The sequence below is a fragment of the Pseudomonas sp. C 49-2 genome (assembly GCF_003970195.1).
Lineage (GTDB): Bacteria > Pseudomonadota > Gammaproteobacteria > Pseudomonadales > Pseudomonadaceae > Aquipseudomonas > Aquipseudomonas canadensis.
On record NZ_RXYG01000005.1, the window covers coordinates 62,346 to 86,204 of the forward strand.

At 59.5% G+C, this 23,859-nt stretch carries 22 protein-coding genes and 1 pseudogene; 6 read left to right on the forward strand and 17 right to left on the reverse strand.

Annotated features, from left to right (window positions below; genetic code table 11):
- Positions 1-45 precede the first annotated feature (45 nt).
- The 6 genes from EJ576_RS11445 to EJ576_RS11470 all read right to left on the reverse strand — a co-directional run bounded on the left by EJ576_RS11445 (position 46) and on the right by EJ576_RS11470 (position 6,100).
- On the reverse strand, positions 46-2,478 hold the full coding sequence (locus tag EJ576_RS11445; protein WP_123478268.1) for a TonB-dependent receptor: 2,433 nt from the start codon (positions 2,476-2,478) through the stop codon (positions 46-48).
- Between the two features lie 109 nt (positions 2,479-2,587).
- Positions 2,588-3,523 (reverse strand): glutathione S-transferase family protein, encoded by a 936-nt coding sequence (locus EJ576_RS11450; protein WP_122723882.1) that lies wholly within the window; start codon positions 3,521-3,523, stop codon positions 2,588-2,590.
- 75 nt (positions 3,524-3,598) lie between these two features.
- Positions 3,599-3,874, reverse strand: a complete 276-nt coding sequence (locus tag EJ576_RS11455) for a GIY-YIG nuclease family protein (RefSeq protein WP_126570394.1) — start codon at positions 3,872-3,874, stop codon at positions 3,599-3,601.
- A gap of 37 nt (positions 3,875-3,911) precedes the next feature.
- Positions 3,912-4,382 (reverse strand): nuclear transport factor 2 family protein, encoded by a 471-nt coding sequence (locus EJ576_RS11460; protein WP_016978232.1) that lies wholly within the window; start codon positions 4,380-4,382, stop codon positions 3,912-3,914.
- 92 nt (positions 4,383-4,474) lie between these two features.
- Positions 4,475-5,110, reverse strand: a complete 636-nt coding sequence (locus EJ576_RS11465; RefSeq protein WP_126570395.1) for a response regulator transcription factor — start codon at positions 5,108-5,110, stop codon at positions 4,475-4,477.
- A gap of 186 nt (positions 5,111-5,296) precedes the next feature.
- Positions 5,297-6,100 (reverse strand): response regulator, encoded by an 804-nt coding sequence (locus EJ576_RS11470; RefSeq protein WP_122723876.1) that lies wholly within the window; start codon positions 6,098-6,100, stop codon positions 5,297-5,299.
- A 390-nt stretch (positions 6,101-6,490) separates the two neighbouring features.
- Between EJ576_RS11470 and EJ576_RS11475 the strand changes: the two are divergent.
- Positions 6,491-6,871 (forward strand): annotated as a pseudogene (locus tag EJ576_RS11475) (hypothetical protein); the annotation flags it as partial.
- Here the strand turns inward: EJ576_RS11475 and EJ576_RS11480 are convergent.
- Together EJ576_RS11480 and EJ576_RS11485 are read right to left on the reverse strand one after the other, a co-directional pair.
- On the reverse strand, positions 6,868-8,121 hold the full coding sequence (locus EJ576_RS11480) for a CynX/NimT family MFS transporter (protein WP_122723874.1): 1,254 nt from the start codon (positions 8,119-8,121) through the stop codon (positions 6,868-6,870). The pseudogene EJ576_RS11475 and the gene EJ576_RS11480 sit on opposite strands and share 4 nt — an antisense overlap.
- A complete protein-coding gene (locus tag EJ576_RS11485) occupies positions 8,111-8,770 on the reverse strand; it encodes a FadR/GntR family transcriptional regulator (protein WP_016978220.1) in 660 nt (219 codons plus the stop codon). The genes EJ576_RS11480 and EJ576_RS11485 overlap by 11 nt, the downstream gene beginning before the upstream one ends.
- Positions 8,771-9,069: 299 nt before the next feature.
- Between EJ576_RS11485 and EJ576_RS11490 the strand changes: the two genes are divergently transcribed.
- Complete coding sequence (locus EJ576_RS11490) at positions 9,070-9,561, forward strand: type II toxin-antitoxin system MqsA family antitoxin (protein ID WP_126570396.1); 492 nt, start codon at positions 9,070-9,072, stop codon at positions 9,559-9,561.
- A 52-nt stretch (positions 9,562-9,613) separates the two neighbouring features.
- Here EJ576_RS11490 and EJ576_RS11495 read toward each other — a convergent pair whose 3' ends face one another.
- The 4 genes from EJ576_RS11495 to EJ576_RS11510 all read right to left on the reverse strand — a co-directional run bounded on the left by EJ576_RS11495 (position 9,614) and on the right by EJ576_RS11510 (position 13,783).
- Positions 9,614-10,378, reverse strand: a complete 765-nt coding sequence (locus EJ576_RS11495) for an amino acid ABC transporter ATP-binding protein (RefSeq protein ID WP_003171943.1) — start codon at positions 10,376-10,378, stop codon at positions 9,614-9,616.
- Between the two features lie 11 nt (positions 10,379-10,389).
- Complete coding sequence (locus EJ576_RS11500; RefSeq protein ID WP_071494062.1) at positions 10,390-11,487, reverse strand: amino acid ABC transporter permease; 1,098 nt, start codon at positions 11,485-11,487, stop codon at positions 10,390-10,392.
- A gap of 10 nt (positions 11,488-11,497) precedes the next feature.
- Positions 11,498-12,679, reverse strand: coding sequence for an amino acid ABC transporter permease (locus tag EJ576_RS11505; RefSeq protein ID WP_034102297.1), 1,182 nt, complete (start codon positions 12,677-12,679; stop codon positions 11,498-11,500).
- A gap of 72 nt (positions 12,680-12,751) precedes the next feature.
- On the reverse strand, positions 12,752-13,783 hold the full coding sequence (locus EJ576_RS11510; protein ID WP_122723870.1) for an amino acid ABC transporter substrate-binding protein: 1,032 nt from the start codon (positions 13,781-13,783) through the stop codon (positions 12,752-12,754).
- Positions 13,784-14,128: 345 nt separating this feature from the next.
- Here EJ576_RS11510 and EJ576_RS11515 point away from each other — a divergent pair, with 345 nt between their 5' ends.
- Together EJ576_RS11515 and rhlB are read left to right on the forward strand one after the other, a co-directional pair.
- Positions 14,129-14,785, forward strand: a complete 657-nt coding sequence (locus EJ576_RS11515) for an alpha/beta hydrolase (protein WP_126570397.1) — start codon at positions 14,129-14,131, stop codon at positions 14,783-14,785.
- A 96-nt stretch (positions 14,786-14,881) separates the two neighbouring features.
- Entirely contained in the window at positions 14,882-16,336 is a 1,455-nt protein-coding gene (gene rhlB, locus EJ576_RS11520) for an ATP-dependent RNA helicase RhlB (protein ID WP_218570334.1), read from the forward strand.
- A 130-nt stretch (positions 16,337-16,466) separates the two neighbouring features.
- Here the strand turns inward: rhlB and moaE are convergent, their stop codons facing one another.
- The 5 genes from moaE to EJ576_RS11545 all read right to left on the reverse strand — a co-directional run bounded on the left by moaE (position 16,467) and on the right by EJ576_RS11545 (position 20,669).
- Positions 16,467-16,916: a molybdopterin synthase catalytic subunit MoaE gene (moaE, locus tag EJ576_RS11525; protein WP_126570399.1), complete on the reverse strand. Its 450-nt coding sequence runs from the start codon at positions 16,914-16,916 to the stop codon at positions 16,467-16,469.
- 2 nt (positions 16,917-16,918) lie between these two features.
- Positions 16,919-17,161: a molybdopterin converting factor subunit 1 gene (gene moaD / locus EJ576_RS11530; RefSeq protein WP_017736739.1), complete on the reverse strand. Its 243-nt coding sequence runs from the start codon at positions 17,159-17,161 to the stop codon at positions 16,919-16,921.
- Positions 17,158-17,631 (reverse strand): cyclic pyranopterin monophosphate synthase MoaC, encoded by a 474-nt coding sequence (moaC, locus tag EJ576_RS11535; RefSeq protein ID WP_038849958.1) that lies wholly within the window; start codon positions 17,629-17,631, stop codon positions 17,158-17,160. Before moaC ends, moaD begins: the two co-directional genes overlap by 4 nt.
- 179 nt (positions 17,632-17,810) lie before the next feature.
- Complete coding sequence (locus tag EJ576_RS11540) at positions 17,811-19,205, reverse strand: PhoH family protein (protein WP_003188745.1); 1,395 nt, start codon at positions 19,203-19,205, stop codon at positions 17,811-17,813.
- Positions 19,206-19,544: 339 nt separating this feature from the next.
- Positions 19,545-20,669 (reverse strand): polysaccharide deacetylase family protein, encoded by a 1,125-nt coding sequence (locus EJ576_RS11545; RefSeq protein WP_122723860.1) that lies wholly within the window; start codon positions 20,667-20,669, stop codon positions 19,545-19,547.
- A gap of 120 nt (positions 20,670-20,789) precedes the next feature.
- Here EJ576_RS11545 and yaaA point away from each other — a divergent pair, with 120 nt between their 5' ends.
- Positions 20,790-21,569: a peroxide stress protein YaaA gene (yaaA, locus tag EJ576_RS11550; RefSeq protein ID WP_123478250.1), complete on the forward strand. Its 780-nt coding sequence runs from the start codon at positions 20,790-20,792 to the stop codon at positions 21,567-21,569.
- 904 nt (positions 21,570-22,473) lie between these two features.
- The gene (locus tag EJ576_RS11555; protein ID WP_122724569.1) at positions 22,474-23,790 is read left to right on the forward strand and encodes a nucleotide sugar dehydrogenase; all 1,317 of its coding nucleotides are present in this window, start codon (positions 22,474-22,476) and stop codon (positions 23,788-23,790) included.
- The last annotated feature ends 69 nt before the right edge of the window (positions 23,791-23,859 follow it).

Here is a 23,859-nt window from a genome sequence, read left to right on the forward strand (position 1 = left end):
CGTTTCCGCCAAGACATCAGTGGCGGCAACGCTACCACAAACCCCTTAGAACTCTAGGGTGCTGGACACCGACACCTGCCGCGCATCGCCCATGGACACAAACAAGCGGCTGGCCGCCGAGGTGTAGTAGACGCGGTCGAACATGTTCTTCACGTTGAGTTGGAACTTGACCTTTTGCCCATCGATCTTGGTGTCGTAGGTCGCAAAGGCATCCGCCACGGTGTAACCCGGCAAGGTGAAATCGTTGGCCGCATCGCCTGCACGTTCACCGACGTAACGCGCACCGGTGCCCACCCGCAACTGGTCGCCACCAAAGATGTTGCCGAAGTCATAAGCCACCGCCAGCGAACCGGTGTGCTTGGCAACGTTTTGCAGGCGGTTGCCTTGCAGGGTCGGGTCCTTGTCCTTGACGTCCAGTGCATCGGTGTAGGCGTAGCTGCCGATCAGGCTGACCTTGTCGGTCAACTGGCCGGTGGCGTCCAGTTCCAACCCACGGGAGCGCACCTGGCCGGCAATGCTGTAGACGGTGTTGGCGCCGGAGCCGACGGAGACCAGCACGTTGCGCTTGTCGATGTTGAACAGCGCCGCGCTGGCGGTGATGCGTCCCGGAATGTCGAGCTTGGCCCCCAGTTCCCAGGACTTGGATTCCTCGGGCGTCAGGTCGCCGGTCAAGGTGCTGCCATCGGCCAAGGCGGCGATGGTGGAGTTGGGTTTGAACGATTCGGTGTAGCTGCCGTAGAACGACAGTTCATCGGTGTAGCGATACACCAGGCCCGCACGCGGCACCCAGGCCTGGCCGTTGCCGTTGGTGTTGGCCTTGAACGGCACGCCTTTGCCGGCGTATTGGTCATACATCTGATAGCGCGCGCCGGCGACGAAAATCCACTGTTCGTTCAGGTGGATGGCGTCCTGGAAGAACAGCGAATCACTGCGCAGCAGGTCGGTCTGGGCGCTGTCAGCGGGGCTGACGGTAGTGCCCGCGACTTCATTGCCGTACACCGGATTGTTGTAGTTGAAGCTGGTGGCGCGTGAACTCTGACGAATCAGGTCGGCGCGGTAGATTTTGCGGTACTCATCATCCAGTCCGAACACCACATCGTTCTGCAGGCCGAACACATTGACCTTACCTTCCAGGCTCGCGGTGGCGAACCGGTCCGTGGTGATTGCCCCTTGGGTGCCGTCCATCTTGCGGGTCAGGGTACCATTGGTGTTCACCGCACTGACGCGCACTTGGCTGGCGTCGTAGGTCTCGCGGTTCCAGCTATAGCCGAAGTGGGCTTTCCAATCATCGTTCAGGTCGTGATCGGCTTCAAAACGGTACAGGTCGGAACGGCCTTCCATGTTGTTGAAGGGTTCATCCAGACGCCGTGTGGCCGGGATGTCCAGCGGGTGATTGGTCTTGGGATCGATGGCGGTGCCACGGTCGAACGGGGTGAGAAATTCGCGGTGCTCGTAGGCAAACAGCAATTGGGTGCTGTCGCCGTACCAGGCCAGGGACGGCGCGATCAGGCTCTCACGGTGAGTGCCGAAGTTACGCCAGTAGTCTTCGTCTTCATGGTCCACGATCAGACGATAGGCCAGGCCGCTGTCGCCAATCGGGCCGGTGGTGTCGAGGCTGCCGCCGCTGCCGTTCTTGCCGTCGCCGAAGGTGGAGCCGCGTACGGTCAGGGCGGTGGACTGCACCAGTTCAGGCTTTTTACTGACGATGTTCACCACGCCACCCGGATCCTGGATGCCGTACAGCAGCGACGACGGGCCCTTGAGCACTTCGACGCGCTCCGCCGTGGCATTCAATGCACGCCCCTGCACGATGGGCATGCCGTCGCGCATGATCGAACCATTACGGTTGTCGCCAAAGCCGCGCAACATCACCGCGTCCTGGGTACTGGCCAAGGTGTTGGCCTGGGTGATACCGCTGACGTTGGCGAGGGCGTCATCCAGATTGCGCGGGGTCTGGTCGCGCAGTACCTGGGCGGGCACCACGTTGACGGTCTGCGGGGTTTCCAGCAGCAGCGCGTGGGAGCGCATCACCGAACTGGTGGGCGGCGGCTGGTAGCTGGTGCTGTCCTGGGCCTGGCCGGCACCGCTGATGGTGGTAGCGCCGAGGTTGACCGCGCCTTCCGTCGGCAGCGGTTCAAGGGCCAGGGTGCGGGCATCGATCTGGCGGAAAGTGAAGCCACTGTTGCCCAGCAGGCGTTGCAGGGCCTGGTTTGCACTCATCTGCCCGCTGACTGCCGGGGCGCTGAGGCCGTAGGGCGCTTCGTCGGTGTAGATCACGCTGATGCCGGTGACCCGGCTGAAGTCGCTCAAGGCCTGGGGCAACGGTTTGGCCGCCAGGGCAAAGTTGAACTGGGCGCTCTGCTGCGCCTGCGCCTGCGCCATACTCAGGGGCAGCAGCGGCAGCAACGCCAGCCCCGATACCGCCAATACCGAGGCTCCCAGCCACTGTTTAACCCAACCGCCCGCCGTCGACTTCATGCTGTGAGAACCCGTGTAGAAAACGCTGTTAATGCGAATAGATCGCAGTTTCAAGCACTACACGGATGGGCGGTGGATTTACCTCACCTTAATTTGCAAATATTTTTGTTTATTGCGCCTGGATGCGAAAACCCATGCGTGGGAAATGCACATGCACGGTGCCGGCACGTTCGTCGCTGCGACGCAGGATCAGCTCTTCGCGTCCGGCAAACAGCAGTTCGCCCGCTACCGGGTCGGTGCCGTAGTCGGTGGCGCAAATGGTCACCTGCTGGCCAGCCTTGAAGCCGTTCAAGTCCTCAAAGACTTCTTCAGGCAGAACAGCCGGTGCCGCATTGCGCGATACGTCCAGGGCCTGATCGGCGCTCATCTGGGTGGATGTACCGTGGCCGAAACCCAGCACGCGATCCAGCCAAGCGGCGACGGCAGGATAGGCATCTACCAACGGCGACGTCACGGAAGAGCCTTTGAGGAACCACAGTGGGTGGGCCAGGGCAAAGTCGGCAATCGACGGCTCGCCGAACAGGAAATCCCCGGCCGGGTGCTGCAATTGCTGATTGATGCGATGGATGATCGTCGGCCATTGATGCTTGGCCTGCTCCAATTGCACACGGGTTGCGGTGCCGCCGCTGAACAACTTGCTGCGGTCCGCCACCAGCACCTGGATCATTTCCGGCGGCACCTTGGCAAATTTGACCGCCAGGGATTCTGGCTGGAACACCAGCGCCACGGCATGGGAAAACACCACCGAGTCGGCCCAGGCGGCGAAGGCTTGGGTGACCAGTTCAAGGCCTTGCGGGAACAGTGCTGGCGCAGACTTTTCCTGCTCCAGCCGACGGGCAATCAAGGCGGTGTCACAGTAGATATCCGCGCCGACTTGCAACACCGGCGTTTTGCGATAGCCGCCGGTCAGGGCGGTGAGGTCCGGCTTGGGCATCACCGGCGAGATATGCACCGAGCGCCAGGACAAACCCTTGAAACCCAGCAACAGGCGGGCTTTTTCAGCGAAGGGGGACTGCGGGTAGTGGTGGAGGATCAACTCAGACATGCCAGGCTCCGCTCTAGAAGTGAGCCGCTAGATTAGCCTGCAACACGCCGTTTGGGGACGATGGGACCCCATCAGTCAAATCAATGAACCGCTGGCCGCCAGGCACTCCTTGGCACTCTTTTTCAATTTCTTGATCAACCGCTCCTGACGCAACGCCTCACCCTTGCTCGCGCATTGCTCGGTGTACACCAGCGCCACGGCCGGGCTGGACAGGAAAAACCGCGCGCCCTTGCCGCTCTGGTGAGCAGCAAAGCGGCGCACCGGGTCATTGCTGATGCCGCAGTACAGCGAGCCATTGGCGGCGCGTACAAGGTAGACGAACCAGGGTTTGGGTTCAGAAGGATCAGTCACAGGTCGATTCGGCTAATACAGAAGAGCGCCAAGCTTATCAACGACTGGCCTGAAATGCCTTCAAACCACGCAATGCCTGGGCACGCACGGCGTTTTTCACCAGCGGCGTCCAACCCAACAGCAAGCCCTTGGTGCCCAGCGCCTGCCGCGACCAACGCCACAGATCGAAGCTGTCGTGGTGCTCGCAGATCTTGCCGTCGCGAAACACAAAGCGCGCCTGGATATCGTTGACCACCGTGTTGCCAGTAGCACTGAACAAGTACGTCGCCACCCAATGGGCACTGCCACTGCGCTCATCGCTGCGCACGTTGTCGAAGGTCAGGGAAAAGTCTTTGGCCCGCGTGGTCAGCATGCGCCACATGTCCCCGGCATCACGGCCGTGCAGTTCGCCAAACGCAGGGTCGCTGAACACCACATCGTCGGTGTAGCAGGCGGCCATGGCCTCGGCGTCCAGGCGCTGGAAGGCGCTGTAGAACTCAGTGATCAGGGCGTTATGGGCATCACTCATGGGCAGGCTCCGCGGGTGTCGAAAAGAGTAGGCGCACGATAAGCTGCCCGCGCCGCCAAGGCTACCGACATTCGCCACGCAAATAAGCGAGCTTACGGCACCATGCCACTACTGCGTGCGTAGGCGTACAAATCCACATCGGTGGAAATGCACAGCCGGCTCATCGCGGTACTTTTCTGCTTGCTGATGGTCGAGATACTGCGATTGACCCGTGCCGCGATCTGGCTGACGGTCATGCCGCTGGCGAGCATGCGCACCACTTCGCGCTCTTTGTCGGACAACTGCGGCTCGGCTTGCTGATCAAGGCTACCGGCCTCGTCCATTTGCTGGCGCAGGCACTCGCTGACAAACGTCTGGCCGCCACACACCGCCTTGATGGCCAGTGGCAACTCCCGGGCCGACGCACTTTTGGCAACGATGGCCCTGGCGCCTTGGGCAAACGACGCCCGCAGGGTGGCCACGCTGGCAAACATGGTGACCAGAATCACCGGCATCTGGGGATATTGACGATTCAGCAGGCCCAACAGTCCATAGCCGTCCGCCTGTTGATTGCCCGGCATGGCGAAGTCGGTCACCAGCACGTCGCAGGGTTGGTGCGCCATCAACTCCAACAGTTGATCGGGGCCATCTGCCTCGCCCACTACCTTGCATTTGCCATTGGCCTCGATCACCACTTTCTGCCCGACCCGCACAATAGGATGATCGTCAGCGATAATTACACGGAGCATGAGAACCACCTGGATTACCAGTTGAGTTGCCGCACGTTACCGCTAGTGGCTTTCAGCCACAACCGTCGCTGGCCGTCGTTTTCCACCACGGTCCAGCAATCAATGAGCCTCAGGTTAAGGCCCACAAAACAAACAGAACTTGCCTACCCTTAAAGACTACATAAAGATCAGAAACGTCCTGCAAATCTACAGCGAAGACAAGTACCTCACGTAGCTGTGAATGTCCTCGAGCAGCAAACCGAGTGAGCATGCGTGTCGCGCTACCCCTTCTCGCGTCACCGCATCAATCACTCGCGCACCTCGGGTTTCCAGGGAGTCGGCGCCTAGAAACGCAACGCTTCCAATCAAACGATGCAAATGCTGTGCGGTGGCGCAGGCATCCCTTGTGCGCCGGGCTTCGGTCAGCACGGCGAGGTCCACTTGCGCTTCCCGAACCAGGGTCTGCAACAGTTGTTCAACCGTGGTTACGCTGCCGAAGGTTTCGAGCAGGCTCGCGCGCGTCGGCCATTGCGCTGCGGCCGCGGGCCGGTAAGGTCGGACGCTGAGGGGTAACCAATCGGTAAGAACGTCGCGTAGTTGTTCGAAGGTCACGGGCTTGAGTAACCAGGCGTCGATACCGGCTGCCACGCACCGCTGTATCTGCTCTGGCCCAAGGGTGGCCGTAAAGGCAATGATCGGCACACGGGCAGTACCGGCCAGGCGTTCGTTGCGCCGCACTTGCCGGGTCATGGCGTAGCCGTCCATGACGGGCATCTGGCAGTCGGTCAGCACCAGGTCGATGCGCTGGCGCTCCATGAGCGCCAACCCCGCCTGGCCGTCGTCCACCACCACAAACCCGAGCGTCAGCTTATGCAGGATCCAACCGAGTAAAATTCGGTAGGCCGGGTGATCCTCCACCACCAATACCGTCAACCTTTGCCAGTTCACAGGCACCACGCGTGACGAAGACGCGCGATCGGCATTCTCGTCGGGTGGATTACCCGGCTGCATGTTCACCTCGACTGTTCGGCACAACGAACGGAGAGACAGGCTCGCCACCTCACCGGGCGCACCTTGCGAGTGAGCTACGCCGACGAATCATTTGAATGGCTTACTACGCAAAAAACACAATGAAAATAGTTAAATGCAGGTTTTTTGACGATACAAAAACTACGAAAAAACCATTTCTCCTAGATATTTACAGACCTCTTCTGACGTCTTTCTCGGCCTACGCCGATTGTCGTAATTGTTGTATTCCCCGCAATAGCCGCCCTCGATAAATTGCGCCGCATCCCGATACGGGGAGCAGCCAAGATCGCGCTGCCAACGCTATGAACACCACCGTCAGCCTCGTCAGGCGGTCGGCACGCGTTGCAATGGAATCGTCTGGAATATGGAAATGACCGCGACGGCACGGCCCACGTCAACAGCGAGATTTACTATGGACTAGGGCTCGATAACAGCGGCAACAAGATCGGTGTGTATTCGCTGAGCTTCGACCCCAAGCAGACCACGGCCGATAGCTGGGCGTCGGTGTATGGCACCGAATCCACCACTGGCGGCCTCGCTTGTCGCATGGCCAACCTGAACGCCATCAATGTCGGCGCTAGAAGCCTGCTCGGTTTTACCGATACGCAAGGCAGTACCGCCGGGCCCGCAGCGATCCAGAACCTCACCAGCACCCTAACTCTTGAAGTGGTGATCAACGCCAAGCAGAACCTGGACCTGAGCACCGACATCGTGATGGACGGCGCAGCGACCCTGGAGGTGTTGTATCTCTAGATTTTCTCGCTGCTGACACCGACGTATTTCGCCCGCCCGGCACCGAGGCCCGCCACGATCGCGCCCAGGCCAATCACGGCGAACACCCAACCGGTGGCGGCCCAACCGCCGGTCCAATCGTGGATCAGGCCCACCGCCAACGGCCCGAGGGACGCCAGGGTATAACCGATGCCCTGCGCCATGCTCGACAGGTTGGCCGCCACGTGGGCGTCCCGCGAGCGCAGCACGATCAAGGTCAGCGCAAGGCTGAAGGTACCGCCCTGCCCCAGGCCCAGCAGGATTGCCCAGCCCCATAAACCGTCGATCGGGGCATACAGGCACCCGAACAGACCGCCGAGGGTCAGCACCATCACCACCACGATGGCCAGGCGCTGGTCCTTGCCGCGCGTGGCCAACCATGGCGCCGTGAGGGCGCTGAGCAATTGCACGATGATCGAACCGGACAGCGCCAACCCGGCTTCGGTGGGGCTCAGGCCACGACTGATCAGGATCGACGGCACCCAACCAAACACGATGTAGGCCAGGGACGACTGCAGGCCCATGTACAGCGTCACCTGCCAGGCCAACGGGTCACGCAGAAGGCCCTTCACGCGGTAAGCGACGCGATGCGCACCGTGTTTCTGACCGACTTGCGGCAACCAGAACAACGCCGCCAGCAGTGCTGGCGCAATCCAGAAGCCCAGACCGATGTTCCAACTGTCACCAAAATAATGGCTGAGCGGCACCGTGGCCCCCGCCGCCAACGCCGCCCCCAGGCACAGCGCCATGGTGTAGACGCCCGTCATGGTGCCGGCCTGCTTGGCGAAGTCACGCTTGACGATACCCGGCAGCAGCACGCCAATGATGCCGATGCTTGCACCCGCGATCAGGCTGCCGGCAAACAGCCCGACTTCACCGAATGAGCTGCGCAGGAGGATGCCGGCGGCCAGTGTCAATAGAATCCCTAGTACGACGCGCTCGGCGCCAAAACGCCGGGCAAGTATCGGTGCCAGGGGCGCGAACAACCCCAGGCACAGCACCGGCAAGGTGGTCAGCAGACCGGCTTTGGCGGCGGACAGGCCCAGGCTGGTCGACACGTCATTGAGCAACGGCGACAAGCTCGACAGCGCAGGGCGCAGGTTCAGTGCCACCAGCACCAGCCCGAACAGCAACAGCCAGAGGCGGCTGACCACCGGAGGGGCGTGTTGCACCACCTCGTCGTCAGCTTCGGCGTCGATCAACAGTTCATCAAGTTTGGTTTCAGGGTTCATTGATCAACTGCCGGCAGAGGGATTTGGCGCGTTCCGGGTCTTGATGCTCCACGGCATCGAGCAACGCGATATGCAGGTCGAACACCGCCTGGCGACGAGGCGAGATGTTGAGGGTCTGGCGCAACTGGGCGCCGACAATGGCGGAGAAATACTGATACAGCTCACTCAGCGCCGGATTGTGCGCCGCATCCACCAAGTGTTTGTGGAACACCAGGTCGGCGCTGATATAGGCCTCCAGGTCGCCGTGGTAAAGCGCGGCACTGGCATCGAGGGCTTCACGCAGTTTTTTCAGGTCTTCGTCGGTGCGGCGCAAGGCTGCCAGGCTGATCGCCTCCACTTCCAGGATCTGCCGCGTTTCCTGAGCCTGCTCCAGGGTGCAGTGGGACAACGCCCGCATCGTGCCCAGCGGGTCGGTCATCGAACGCAAGTAGCTCCCGTCGCCCTGGCGGATCTCGATCAAGCCGGAAAACGCCAAAACGCGCATGGCTTCGCGCACGGTATTGCGGCTGATGCCGAGTTCGGCGGACAGCTCCGGCTCGGTGGGCAAGCGCTCGCCAATGGCCCACACGCCCTGGCTGATGCGCAAGCGCAGTTGCTCCAAGGCCTGGTCCACCAGGGAGCGTTTGATCAGGGGGGCGATGTCTGTCATGAGCTGTGTACTTTCGTCCAATCATAGGATGAATTTTCCTACAGGGTATTAGGAGTTGCCTACAAAGGCAACGCACTAGGGTTCTTAGGCAGGAAGAGGAGCAGTATTTTCGATTGGTAAAATTACCCTCTGAGGCTAATTATTGGACTCAGGTGTCTTATGGAAAAGTACACACCTCATTACGATTTGGCGGTGATACGGCGGATGTGAGGCGGCTTGGCAGGAGAGCGTTTACCCAGACAGCTCACTTACTCCCCGGACGGTGACCCTCCGGTGATCTCCTTCAAGGAGAAGAACCTATGAAGGTAAAAAATTGCTACATCTGTGGCGCCCCCGACGCATTGCATTATTTTGAGGGCCGTAGTGAAACCATCAGGGTCAAAGGTATGGAGCGCCGGGTAGACAATCTTTCCGGCTGGGAATGTCACGTATGCGGCGACGGCTTTTGGGACCCCGATACCGATAGTGCGGATCGTTATGGAGAAGCAGGCGATGAACTCGTCATAGCTGCCCAAAAGATGATTGGCGCGGAGATGAAACGTATCCGCCGCAAATTGCACCTTACCCAAAAAGAGGCGGTGAAATTGCTGTCCGGTGGCGGCCACAACGCCTTCTCTCGCTACGAACGTGGCGAGCTTCTTCCCCCCAAGCCGCTGGTATTACTGATGCGGTTATTGGATCGTCACCCGCATTTGCTGGCGGATGCAGAAGTCTTAGCCGAAGGCGCTGACATGCGTGGCGCCTTCACCTACACCGTGAACAACGACGCTGAAGCACTCAAAGCGTCCTAGCCCCAAAAAAACAAACCCGGCACAGGGCCGGGTTTATTTGTTCAACCCTCGATCAATGCAAAATCTGGCTCAAGAACAACTTGGTCCGATCATTCTGCGGGTTGTCGAAGAAGTCATTCGGAGCCGCCTGTTCCACGATCTCGCCCTTGTCCATAAAGATCACGCGGTTGGCCACGGTGCGCGCAAAGCCCATTTCGTGGGTTACGCACAACATGGTCATGCCGTCTTCGGCCAGGCCGATCATGGTGTCCAGCACCTCTTTCACCATTTCCGGATCGAGTGCCGAGGTCGGCTCGTCGAACAGCATGATCTTCGGCTTCATGCACAGCGCACGGGCAATCGCCACGCGCTGTTGCTGGCCGCCGGACAGTTGCCCCGGAAACTTGTGAGCCTGCTCCGGGATACGCACGCGCTCCAGGTAGTGCATGGCAATTTCCTCGGCCTTGCGCTTGGGCATCTTGCGTACCCACATCGGCGCCAGCGTGCAGTTCTGCAGGATGGTCAGGTGCGGGAACAGGTTGAAGTGCTGGAACACCATGCCGACTTCGCGGCGGATCGCTTCGATCTGCTTGAGGTCGTTGGTCAGCTCCACGCCATCCACCACAATGCGGCCTTGCTGGTGTTCTTCCAGGCGGTTGAGGCAGCGGATGGTGGTGGACTTGCCCGAACCCGACGGGCCGCACAGCACGATACGCTCGCCCTGCTTGACGTTGAGGTTGATGTCTTTCAACACATGGAACTGGCCGTACCACTTGTTGACGCCCTGCATCTGGATAATGCCTTCAGGGCTCACAGGCTGTTTGATCGCTTCGCTCATAACAACAACTCCTAACGCTTGTGGCCTGTGTCGAGCTTGTGTTCCAAATGAATGGAATAGCGCGACATACCAAAACAGAAAATCCAGAACACCAGGGCCGCAAACACGTAGCCTTCGGTGGCCATGCCCAACCATTTGGGGTCGGCGGCGGCTTGCTTGACGCTGTTGAGCAGGTCGAACAAGCCGATGATGATCACCAGGCTGGTGTCCTTGAACAGCGCAATGAACGTGTTGACGATGCCAGGGATCACCAGCTTCAGGGCTTGCGGCAGAATCACCAGGCCCATGCTGCGCCAGTAACCGAGGCCCATCGCCGCAGCGGCTTCGTACTGACCTTTTGGAATCGCCTGCAGGCCACCGCGCACCACCTCGGCCACGTAGGCCGACTGGAAGAGGATCACGCCAATCAATGCACGCAGCAATTTGTCGATGCCCATGCCCTCAGGCAGGAACAACGGCAGCATCACCGAGGACATGAACAGCACGGTGATCAACGGCACGCCACGCCAGAATTCGATGAAGGTCACGCAGACCACTCGAATCGCCGGCATATTCGAACGCCGTCCCAACGCCAGCATGATGCCCAGTGGCAACGCGCCGGCGATGCCGACAGTGGCGATCACCAAGGTCAGCATCAGGCCGCCCCATTGGCTGGTCGCCACGTTGGTCAGGCCGAAGATCCCGCCGTGCAGCAGGAAGTAGGCAATGATCGGGTACAACACCAGAAAGCTCAGGCCGTAGATCGCCTTGCGCTGGAAGCGCGAGATGAACAACGGCGCCACGCCAACAATGGCCAGCCACACGGTAAGGTCTACGCGCCAGCGCAGGTCGCCGGGGTAGTAGCCGTACATGAACTGCCCGAAGCGCTGTTGGATAAACACCCAGCAGGCGCCTTCCTTAGTGCAATCGGCGCGCGTGGTGCCGACCCAGTTGGCATCCAGGATTGCCCAATGCAGGATCGGCGGCACCACCAGGTAGATCAGGTAAAACGCCAACAGGGTCAGCAGGGTGTTGAGCCAGCTGGAAAACAGGTTGGCGCGCATCCAGGCCATCGGCCCGAACACTTTGTTCGGCGGCGGCATATCAGGTTTGAACGTATGCGTACTCATGCGTGTTTCCTCACCGCTCGATCAGCGCAATGCGCTTGTTGTACCAGTTCATCAGCAGGGAAATGCTGATGCTGATCGCCAGGTACACGCTCATGGTGATGGCAATGACTTCGATGGCCTGGCCGGTCTGGTTGAGCACCGTGCCGGCAAACAGCGAAACCATTTCCGGGTAACCGATACCGGCGGCCAGCGACGAGTTTTTCGCCAGGTTCAGGTATTGGCTGGTCAGTGGCGGGATGATCACTCGCAGTGCCTGCGGAATGATGACCTTGCGCAGCGTCGGCCCAGGGCGCAGGCCCAGGGAGCGCGCGGCTTCGGTCTGGCCATGGCTGACGGACTTGATGCCCGAACGCACGATCTCGGCAATAAACGCTGCCGTGTAGACGGTAAGCGCCAGGGTCAGTGCCAGCAGTTCAGGGATGAGTACCCAGCCGCCGACAAAGTTGAAGCCCTGCAACTTAGGCATTTCCCAGTGCAGCGGTGCACCGAAGATCAAGGCGCACAACGCCGGGATCACGATGAACAGCGCCAGGCCCGCCCAGAATTTATGGAAGGGGACACCGGTGGCTTCAAAGCGCTTGTTGGCCCAGCGTGCCATCAACACGATTGCCACGATGGCAACGACGATGCTGACCACGAACGGCCAGAATCCGTCAGCGGCAATCGCTGCCGGCATGTTCAGGCCACGGCTGCTGACAAAGAAGGTATCGCCGAAGTTATGGCTGTTGCGCGGCCCCGGCATGGTCAGGAACACCGCGAAGTACCAGAACAGGATTTGCAGCAGTGGCGGGATGTTGCGGAACACCTCCACATACACGGTGGCCAGCTTGTTGATCATCCAGTTCGGCGACAGCCGCGCCACGCCGATGACGAACCCGAGCAGCGTCGCCAGGATCACGCCGATAAACGTCACCAGCAAGGTGTTGAGCAAACCGATCACAAACACCCGGGCATAACTGTCCGATTCGGTGTAATCGATCAAATGCTGCGCGATGCCGAAGCCGGCACTGCGCTCAAGAAAGTCGAAACCCGAGGTAATGCCTCGGTGCTGAAGGTTGGTCTGGGTATTGTTGAAGAGGTACCAGCCCAGCGAGACCACCGCCACAATCGTGATGATCTGGAAGAGCCACGCACGCACTTTGGGATCGCTGAAGCTGAGCTTCTGCTTTGGTGCGCCGATTTGATTTTGCATGAAGTGCCCCGGAAATAATGGAACAGAACATCACCCGGCAGTTGGCCCACCGGGTGACAGAACCATCAGCGATCAGCGCACAGGGGGTGCGTATTGAATGCCGCCAGCGTTCCACAGTGCGTTCAGGCCACGGTCGATTTCCAGCGGGGTGCTCTTGCCCAGGTTGCGCTCGAACACTTCACCGTAGTTACCGACTTGCTTGACGATCTGTACGACCCAGTCCTTCTTCACTTTCAAGTCTTTGCCGTATTCGCCGTCAGCACCGAGCAGACGGGCAACGTCCGGGTTCTTGGTAGACTTGGCTTCAGCTTCAACGTTTTTCGAAGTAATACCGGCTTCTTCAGCGTTGAGCATGGCGTAGCCAACCCAGCGCACGATGGCCAGCCACTCGTCGTCGCCGTTACGCACGACCGGGCCCAGTGGCTCCTTGGAGATGGTTTCCGGCAGAACGACGTAGTCCTTCGGCGCGGCCAGCTTGCTGCGCTGGGCGAACAGTTGGGACTTGTCGGAGGTCAGCACGTCGCAACGACCGGATTCCAGCGACTTGGCGCTCTCGTCGGAGGTGTCGAAGGTGATCGGGGTGTATTTCAGGTTGTTGCCGCGGAAGTAATCGGAAACGTTCAGCTCAGTGGTGGTACCGGCCTGGATGCAGATGGTTGCACCGTCCAGTTCCTTGGCACTTTTCACGCCCAGCTTGTTGTTTACCAGGAAGCCGATGCCGTCGTAGTAAGTGATGAAGCCTGGGAATTTCAGACCCATGCCGGCGTCGCGAGAGCTGGTCATGGTGGTGTTACGGGACAGAATGTCGACTTCGCCCGACTGAAGCGCGGTGAAACGCTCCTTGGCGTTCAACTGGCTGAATTTGACCTTGGTAGCGTCGCCGAAAACGGCAGCGGCCACAGCGCGGCACACGTCAGCGTCAATCCCGAGGATCTTGCCGCTGGCATCCGGCACCGAGAAACCCGGCAGGCCGTCACTCACGCCACATTGCACAAAGCCTTTCTTCTGCACGGCATCCAGAGTGGCGCCGGCTTGGGCGAAACCGCTGGCACCCAGTACGGCCGCCGCAGAAACGATGGCCAGGGTGGATTTCAATACCTTCATTCAAACCTCCAGTTGCTCTTGTTGTGTCGGAGCTCGAACCTCAGCGCACCCTTATGAGGCGATATCGACCCGTGTTGGCTTTTTTTGGGGTCAAGCGGCATGAAGTTGTCGCAGTAATTCCAGTTGCTATCCCACAAGCGGCAGTCACTGATAGTGTTACCGTCCTGAGATAGCGCTGACATCGTTCAACACATAGCAAGGCCCGTACCAGAGTGCTGGCCGAGTCGATTCAGCCCACGGTCAATAGAAAAAGATTCAACCGTGCGACATCTTCTTAACAGATCAACCTGTCGCGCACCGTTCCGTCGCACTTAATCGGAGCGCACGCACATTAATGGAGCAGACATGACCGACCCCTTGATTCTTCAGCCCGCCAAGCCCGCAGACGCCTGCGTAATCTGGTTGCATGGCCTGGGTGCCGATCGCTATGACTTCCTGCCGGTGGCCGAAGCGCTGCAGGAAAGCTTGCTGAGCACCCGCTTCGTTTTGCCCCAGGCACCGACCCGTCCCGTGACGATCAACGGTGGCTACGAGATGCCCAGTTGGTACGACATCAAGGCCATGAGCCCGGCCCGTTCGATCAGCCTGGAAGAGCTGGAAGTCTCGGCCAAAATGGTCACGGATTTGATCGAAGCGCAGAAGAGAACCGGAATAGACGCGTCGCGGATTTTCCTCGCGGGCTTTTCCCAAGGCGGCGCCGTGGTTTTCCACACCGCGTTTATGAATTGGGAAGGACCGTTGGGTGGCGTGATCGCCCTCTCCACGTATGCACCGACCTTCGATAACGCGCTGGAATTGTCCGCCAGCCAGCAGCGCATTCCTACCCTGTGCCTGCACGGCCAGTACGATGACGTGGTGCAGAACGCCATGGGCCGCAGCGCCTACGAGCACTTGAAGACCCGTGGTGTCACCGTGACATGGCAGGAATACCCAATGGGCCACGAAGTGTTACCCGAGGAGATCCGCGATATCGGCACGTGGTTGACCGAACGCCTGGGCTGAAAACCGGCATTAATGTAGCCGTATGACAGACGCACTACGCCGCGCCCGATTCTTGCATTACACTGGCCGGCGTACATTCCTTAACCAATTAATGAGATCACCGTGCTCAAAGCACTTAAGAAGATGTTCGGCAAAAGCGAGGCTGAGCCGCTCGCGCCAGTTCCCAGTGCTCCCGTCCCGACTGCCGGCAGCCGCAATGACGGTCAACAGCTCGGCCGGACCGAGCCTGTCGCCCAGCCCAAGACGCCTACGGTGACACCGCCTGAACCGGCACAAGAAGCCACACCGGCCCCAAAACCGCGCCGTGAGCGCGCGCCAAAACCGCCTGTGATCCCATGGAAACTCGAAGACTTCGTCGTCGAGCCCCAGGAAGGCAAGACCCGCTTCCACGATTTCAAACTGGCGCCTGAACTGATGCACGCCATCCAGGACTTGGGTTTCCCGTACTGCACGCCGATCCAGGCGCAGGTGCTGGGCTTTACCCTGGCCGGCAAAGACGCCATCGGCCGCGCCCAGACCGGCACCGGCAAGACCGCCGCGTTCCTGATCTCGATCATCACCCAACTGCTGCAGACACCACCGCCGAAAGAGCGCTACATGGGTGAACCGCGCGCACTGATCATCGCCCCGACCCGGGAGCTGGTGGTACAGATCGCCAAGGACGCCGCCGACCTGACCAAGTACACCGGCCTCAACGTCATGACGTTCGTCGGCGGCATGGACTTCGACAAGCAGCTCAAGCACCTCGAAGCCCGCCACTGCGACATCCTGGTGGCGACACCGGGCCGCCTGCTGGACTTCAACCAGCGCGGCGACGTGCACCTGGACATGGTCGAAGTGATGGTGCTGGACGAAGCCGACCGCATGCTCGACATGGGCTTTATCCCACAAGTGCGTCAGATCATTCGCCAGACCCCGCCGAAATCCGAGCGCCAGACCTTGCTGTTCTCCGCGACCTTCACCGAAGACGTGATGAATCTCGCCAAACAGTGGACCACCGACCCGTCCATCGTCGAGATCGAAGCGCTGAACGTCGCCAGCGAAAACGTCGAGCAACACATCTACGCCGTGGCCGGTGCCGACAAGTACAAGTTGCTCTACAACCTGGTCAACGACAACGGTTGGGAACGCGTGATGGTATTCGCCAACCGCAAGGATGAAGTGCGCCGCATCGAAGAACGCCTGGTACGTGATGGTGTGAACGCTGCGCAATTGTCCGGCGATGTGCCGCAGCACAAGCGCATCAAGACGCTGGAAGGTTTCCGCGAAGGCAAGATCCGCGTGTTGGTGGCTACCGATGTGGCCGGACGCGGGATTCACATTGATGGCATCAGCCACGTGATCAACTTCACCCTGCCGGAAGTGCCGGATGACTATGTGCACCGCATTGGCCGTACCGGCCGCGCCGGGGCTGCGGGTGTGTCGATCAGTTTTGCGGGTGAGGATGACTCGTACCAGTTGCCGTCGATCGAGGCGCTGCTGGGGCGCAAGATCAGCTGCGAGACGCCGCCGACGCATCTGTTGCGCCCGGTAGAACGCAAACGCCCATAAGCTGAAACCCGGTCAAAAATGTGGGAGGGGGCTTGCCCCCGATGGCGGTGTGTCAGTCAATTTATGTATCGACTGATCCACCGCCATCGGGGGCAAGCCCCCTCCCACATTTGGTTCTGTGTTCGGCTGGCTATTTCCAGCGATCCGCTGCAGCGCGGTCGCTGTGCCGCCCTTCCACCCAACGCGGCCCCTCACTGGTATTTTCCTTCTTCCAAAACGGCGCCCGCGTCTTCAGGTAATCCATCACAAACGCGCAGGCATCAAACGCCGCCTGGCGATGGGCACTGGCTACCCCAACAAACACTATCGGCTCGCCCGGCTCCAGCGCGCCAATGCGGTGCAGCACTTCCAGCTTGAGCAACGGCCAGCGCTGCTCGGCTTCCACTGCGATCTTGGCCAGGGCCTTTTCGGTCATGCCGGGGTAGTGCTCCAGGAACATTCCCGCAACATCCAGACCGTCATTGAAATCGCGCACATAGCCAACAAAGCTCACCACCGCGCCCACGCCGACATTGGCCGCATGCATGGCGTTGACTTCAGCACCGGGATCAAACGCCTGGGCCTGCACACGAATGGCCATGATCAGCCTCCGGTCACGGGTGGGAAGAATGCTACTTCGTCACCCGCCTGCACCGGCTCATCAAGGCTGCAGAGCTCTTCGTTGCGCGCGCACATCAGGCTGGTTTCGTTGAGCACTGCAAACTCCGGGTCACTGGCCAGCGCCAGACGCACCGCGTCGACAGTGGCGAAGTCGCCCTCCATCTCCAACGAATCAAAACCCACCGCTTCTGCGTAACGTGCAAAAAACAATACGTTGATGCTCATGCCTGGTCCGCCTTGAAGTGCCCGCTCTTGCCGCCCAGCTTTTCCAGAAGGCGAATGCTTTCGATGGTCATACCGCGATCCACGGCCTTGCACATGTCGTAGATCGTCAATGCCGCAACGCTGGCGGCGGTTAGGGCTTCCATCTCCACGCCGGTCTGGCCGGAGAGTTTGCAGCGCGCCAGGATGTGCACCGAGTCTGCGCCATCGGCGCTCAGTTCGACCTTGACGCCCGTCAACATCAACGGGTGGCACAGGGGGATCAAGTCACTGGTTTTCTTCGCAGCCTGGATCCCGGCAATGCGGGCCACGGCAAACACGTCGCCCTTGGGATGGGCGCCGTCGACAATCATTTTCAGCGTCTCGGGCAACATGCGCACGCGCGCTTCGGCTACCGCCTCGCGGAACGTCACGGACTTGTCGGTGACGTCGACCATATGGGCGCGACCTTGGGAATCGAGATGAGTCAGCACAGGGATACTCCTGATCAGGAGCATCGATTGTAAACCCAACTGTGACTAAAAGTGGCAGCTGGCTTGTGTGGGAGCCGGGCTTGCCCGCGATGCAGGCACCGCGGTGTATCAGTTACACCGCAGTGATGTCATCGCAGGCAAGCCAGCTCCCACACAAGCCAGCTCCTACCGTTCAGTGTTTACAGGTGAGATTCGGCGTATTCAGCCAGAATCGAACGTGGAACCCCTTGCAGCGCAATGTGCACGCCGTTCGGGAAGTCTTTGAAGCGTTCCGTCAGGTAAGTCAGCCCGGAGCTGGTCGCGGACAGGTAAGGGGTGTCGATCTGTGCCAGGTTGCCCAGGCACACCACTTTGGAACCGGCGCCGGCACGGGTGATGATGGTTTTCATCTGGTGCGGGGTGAGGTTCTGGCATTCATCGATCAAAATCAGGCTCTGCTGGAAGCTGCGACCTCGGATGTAGTTGAGGGATTTGAACTGCAACGGCACTTTGCTGAGGATGTAGTCGACGCTGCCATGGGTGTTTTCGTCATCCATGTGCAAGGCTTCGAGGTTGTCGGTGATCGCCCCCAGCCACGGCTCCATTTTTTCCGCTTCGGTGCCGGGCAGGAAGCCGATTTCCTGGTCCAGGCCCTGCACGCTGCGGGTGGCGATGATGCGGCGATAGCGCTTGGTCACCATGGTCTGCTCGATGGCGGCAGCCAGGGCGAGAATGGTTTTACCGGAACCGGCAGCACCGGTCAGGTTGACCAGATGGATGTCCGGGTCGAGCAGCGCGTACAGCGCCAGGCTCTGGTAAATGTCACGCGGTTTCAGGCCCCAGGCTTCCTGGTGCAACAGGGGTTCCTGATGCAGGTCGAGAATCAGCAGCTTGTCGACCTGGATCTCTTTGATCCAGCCCACGAAGCCTTGTTCGTCGACGATAAATTCATTGATGTGCACGGCCGGCAGGTTGTCGATCAGCTGTACCTGGTGCCAGGTGCGGCCATGGTCCTGGCGGGTTTCGACCTTGCTGACGCGGTCCCAGAACGAGCCGGTCATCATGTGATAACCACGGGACAGCATCGACACGTCGTCGACCAACTGGTCGGTACTGTAGTCCTCGGCCGCGATCCCACACGCTCGGGCCTTGAGGCGCATATTGATGTCTTTGGTCACCAGCACTACGCGCAGGTCCTTGTCGCGGGCGTGCAGGTCGATCAATTGGTTGATGATTTTGTTGTCGTTCAGATTCTCCGGCAGCAGGCTGTTGGGCTCGCTGCGCTTGCTCATCAGAATCGACAGCAAGCCCTTGGGCCCGCCTTTGCCGCGCTGGATCGGTACGCCGACCTCGACGTCCTCCGGCGACGCTTCGCCCAATGTCTTGTCGATCAGGCGGATCGCCTGGCGACATTCGGCGGCAACGCTGTGGTGCCCGCTTTTGAGTTTGTCGAGCTCCTCAAGCACGATCATCGGGATGGCGACGTGGTGTTCTTCGAAGTTGAGCAGTGCGTTTGGATCGTGAATCAGTACGTTGGTATCAAGCACATAAAGGATTGGCTGGTCGGAAGAAGGGTTACGTCCATGATCATCCATACTCGGTCACCTTTGTGGGAGCCAGTCGACGCAATACCTGGGCGGTGCTGCGCCTCGATTCGACCACCGACTGCACCTGAGTGACGTCAAGCGCAGTGCCCACCTGAGGAGTCTTGGAAGACGCCACCTGTGCTGCAGGGTTCGGCGATCTGACTTCGTAATACCGCAAAACGTGTGACAGAAAAAAGCACTTTGACGCTTTTTTGAAGTTTATTTTTCAGGATGACGAATAGCACTAGCCGAGCCCCCCGTACCCCGCTAAAGTCGGAAGTCCGCCTGCATCGAAATGTCGCACAAAATCACCCCGAAAACGCCTAATCCCCAACAGGGCCGGGCACTTCAGCGAAACGCCTCCCGGCAGTCCTGCCACCCCAGACCACTCTGCGCCGTCGCCTGCAACAGCATGGGTAAAGCCACCCGCGCCTTGTCCTGGCTGTCGTGAAACACAATCACGCCTTTGCGCCACAGCAGCATCAAGGTCAGCACCCGTTGCGCTGACTCATCGGCCTTGAGCTTGCCTGGTTCGTCCTGGGAATCGATGTCCCACAACGCCACCTGCAAGCCCTGGGCTTGAAAGAAACCCTGGCTGTCCGCGCGACGTTGGCCGTAGGGCGGACGAAACAGCGGCACGTAGTTTTCCGGCATCAGGTTCTGCGCCAACGACGCGCTGCGGGTGATCGAACTCTGCCACTCCACCCAATGGCTGTGGGAGCGATACTGCCAGCCCTGGGTCCCGACGCACTGGCCCTGGTACAGCGCCTGCACATCGGCAACCGAACTGCGCTCGACACGGGTTTGCAGGCTGCTGCCGAGGGCGAAGAATGTGGCGTTCATTTTTTGCTTGCGCAGGTAGTCGGTGAGCCAATCGGTATTGCCGCTGACTGGCGCAGGGCCACCGTCGAAGGTGAGCAGGAACAGGCGGTCGTTGAATTCATCACCCTTGCGCTCATGGTCGCCGAAGCGCGCGACTTCGCTGCTGATCTGCGGGAACAGCGCGGCCTTGCGCAGCAGCTCGTCCAAATAACGTTCATGGAACACATGGCTGGGGTTGGCCCAGCCTATATAGAAGGAGTCTTCGCTCACCTCGAACTTGCCAGCCTGCTCGCGCAGATCGTCCATGTTCTCTACCAGATAGCAGAACGAGGCGTCGACCTCGCAACTCCGCTGGGCGAACGTATAGTTCTCCAGCAAGCGCTGCCAGAGCTGGCGACGCAGGTCGTCGATGGCGGACAGGTTGATGATCTTCAGGCCCAGGCGCTGCTTGAGCGCGGCTTCGTCCTGGCTCTCACTGGCCAGCAGGCTGTGGGCGAACATGAGGATTTCGGCGCGTGAGGCCACGTCGAACAGCGCCGGGCTGCCGAGCTTTTCGGGCCAGGTACCACGGTCCAGGCTCGCCACATCGACGGGCGCTGCCTGGGCATTCAGGCATAGCAGGCATGCCGATAACAAAAGCGCTATTCGCACACGGGGTCTCCCTCTCCAGAGTCACCGGCCATCATAGCGGATCACGCCTATCGCCATCATAGGTGGAGTCAAAACGCCCCAGCCCCTAGAATCCCTCCCACGATTACAGGAGACGACTTCATGCTGATGGTGATTTCACCCGCCAAAACCCTCGATTTCGAGACCGCGCCTGCGACCCAGCGCTTTACCCAGCCGCAATACCTGGACCACTCCCAGGAGCTGATCGAACAATTGCGCGAACTGAGCCCGGCACAAATCAGCGAATTGATGCACGTATCCGACAAAATCGGCGGCCTCAACGCCGCGCGTTTCGGCAGCTGGACCCCGGCGTTCACCCCGGCCAACGCCAAGCAGGCCCTGCTGGCTTTCAAGGGCGACGTGTACACCGGCCTGAATGCCGAGACCTTCAGCGACGCCGACTTCACCTACGCCCAGGACCACCTGCGCATGCTCTCGGGCCTCTACGGCCTGCTGCGCCCGCTGGATCTGATGATGCCGTATCGCCTGGAAATGGGCACCAAACTGCCCAACGCCCGTGGCAAGGACCTGTACGCGTTCTGGGGCACGTGCATCAGCGAGTGGCTGAACGAAGCGTTGGCTGAACAAGGCGATGACGTCCTGCTGAACCTGGCCTCCAACGAATACTTCTCGGCGGTCAAGCGCACGGCGCTGAACGCGCGGATCATCAATACCGAGTTCAAGGACCTGAAGAACGGCCAGTACAAGATCATCAGTTTCTATGCCAAAAAAGCGCGGGGCATGATGAGCCGCTTTGTGATCGAAGAGCGCATCAACGACCCGGCCAAGCTGAAGGAATTCGATGTGCAGGGCTATCGCTTCAATGCGGAGCAGTCGAAGCCGGATAACCTGGTGTTCTTGCGCGATCACGCACCGGAATAAAGCCCTCGAAAGCACAGATGTTCGAATGTGGGAGCTGGCTTGCCTGCGATAGCAGTATTTCAGTGACAGCTGTGTTGACTGATCCACCGCCATCGCAGGCAAGCCAGCTCCCACATTTTTAGTCGTGTTACACCTGCCGAATCGTCATTATTTTGACGTCAAAAAACATCCTAACGCATCTCTAACAATTCTTTCACTCGACATCCGTCGTTTTTTTTCGTAGTGGCACCACTTTTTTTAAACACTAGTGGCACAAAACTATCTCTCCCTCCCAACTCCCCACAACTACTGGCCCAAATAGCAAGTGCTATCAATATAGTACCAGTGCCATCTTTCCTAATATTTCAAGAAATTTCCGGAAACAGGATGAGCGGCCTGGAACTTCGTCTAAACGCACGGCTCATACCACCGGTAACGAAATTCTCTGTTCCTGTAAGAGATGACTTACATAACGACCCAAGGAAGTAGCGAAGTTGCCCCATCAACTTTGACTCATGGGTCATATCATCAACTGATATGAGTTGAGGGCGGCGATAAGGATGAATTGCTATCCCCTACAGGCCAAGGCAGCGCTTACCCAAATGTGTCAGTGATGACACCCAAGGTGTTGATAAATAAAGGCTTAGAGCCTCTATCTGCACCCTGCGGCACTGGCGTCGACACCTTCCCCCAGGAAGGCCGGCTGCATTTCAGGGCAAGCCCCAATAACAAGGCCAAGTTTCGCACAACTTGAGTGCAATAGTTAGTCACTCACTAATTAACATGCCTGTACGCGGTAAGTCGGCGTCTATTCGCCTAACTTCCGTGGCATCAGTAACGCTTGCAAACATGAACTCGCCATCTATTTGGCATGATTAATACCGTCTTCAATGACAACGTCTTCAATGACAAAGAGGTAAATGCGATGCGCATCAGCATATTTGGTTTGGGTTACGTTGGCGCAGTATGTGCCGGTTGCCTGTCTGCCCGTGGCCACGAAGTGGTTGGCGTAGACATCTCCAAGGACAAGATTGACCTGATCAATGCGGGCAAATCGCCAATCGTTGAACCAGGTCTGGGCGAGTTGTTGAGCCAGGGTATCGAGACCGGCCGGCTGCGCGGTACCACCAACTTCGCCGAAGCCATCCGTGACACCGACCTGTCGATGATCTGCGTTGGTACGCCGAGCAAGAAAAACGGCGACCTGGAACTCGATTACATCGAGGCTGTGTGCCGCGAAATCGGTTTTGTCCTGCGCGATAAAGCCACCCGCCACACCGTAGTGGTACGCAGCACTGTGCTGCCAGGCACCGTGGCCAACGTGGTGATCCCGATCCTCGAAGACTGCTCCGGCAAAAAAGCCGGCGTCGACTTCGGTGTCGCGGTCAACCCGGAATTCCTGCGTGAATCCACCGCCATCGCCGACTACGACCTGCCACCGATGACCGTCATCGGCGAATTCGACAAAGCCTCCGGCGATGTCCTGCAATCGCTGTACGAAGAACTCGACGCACCGATCATCCGCAAGGACATCGCCGTTGCCGAGATGATCAAGTACACCTGCAACGTGTGGCACGCCACCAAAGTGACTTTCGCCAACGAGATCGGCAACATCGCCAAGGCTGTCGGCGTCGACGGTCGCGAAGTGATGGAAGTGGTCTGCCAGGACAAGACCCTCAACCTGTCCCAGTACTACATGCGCCCAGGCTTCGCCTTTGGTGGTTCGTGCCTGCCCAAAGACGTGCGCGCCCTCACCTACCGCGCAAGTTCGCTGGACGTGGAAGCGCCGCTGCTCAACTCGCTGATGCGCAGCAACGAGTCCCAGGTACAGAACGCCTTTGACATCGTCTCCAGCCACGACAAACGCAAAGTCGCCTTGCTGGGCCTGAGCTTCAAGGCCGGCACCGATGACCTGCGCGAAAGCCCGCTGGTCGAACTGGCCGAGATGCTGATCGGCAAAGGTTTCGACCTGAGCATCTACGACAGCAACGTGGAGTACGCCCGTGTCCACGGCGCGAACAAAGACTACATCGAAGGCAAGATCCCGCACGTGTCGTCCCTGCTCAACTCGGACTTCGACGACGTGATCAACAACTCCGACGTGATCATCCTGGGCAACCGCGATGAGAAGTTCCGCGCCCTGGCGCAGAACGCACCGCACGGCAAGCAAGTGATCGACCTGGTGGGCTTCATGTCCAAGGCCACCAGCACGAGCGGTCGTACCGAAGGCATTTGCTGGTAACAGCAACGGCCAGTTCCGGGCTGCAAGCGTACCCATCCCCAACGCTTGCAGCCGGGAGCCTTCATCACC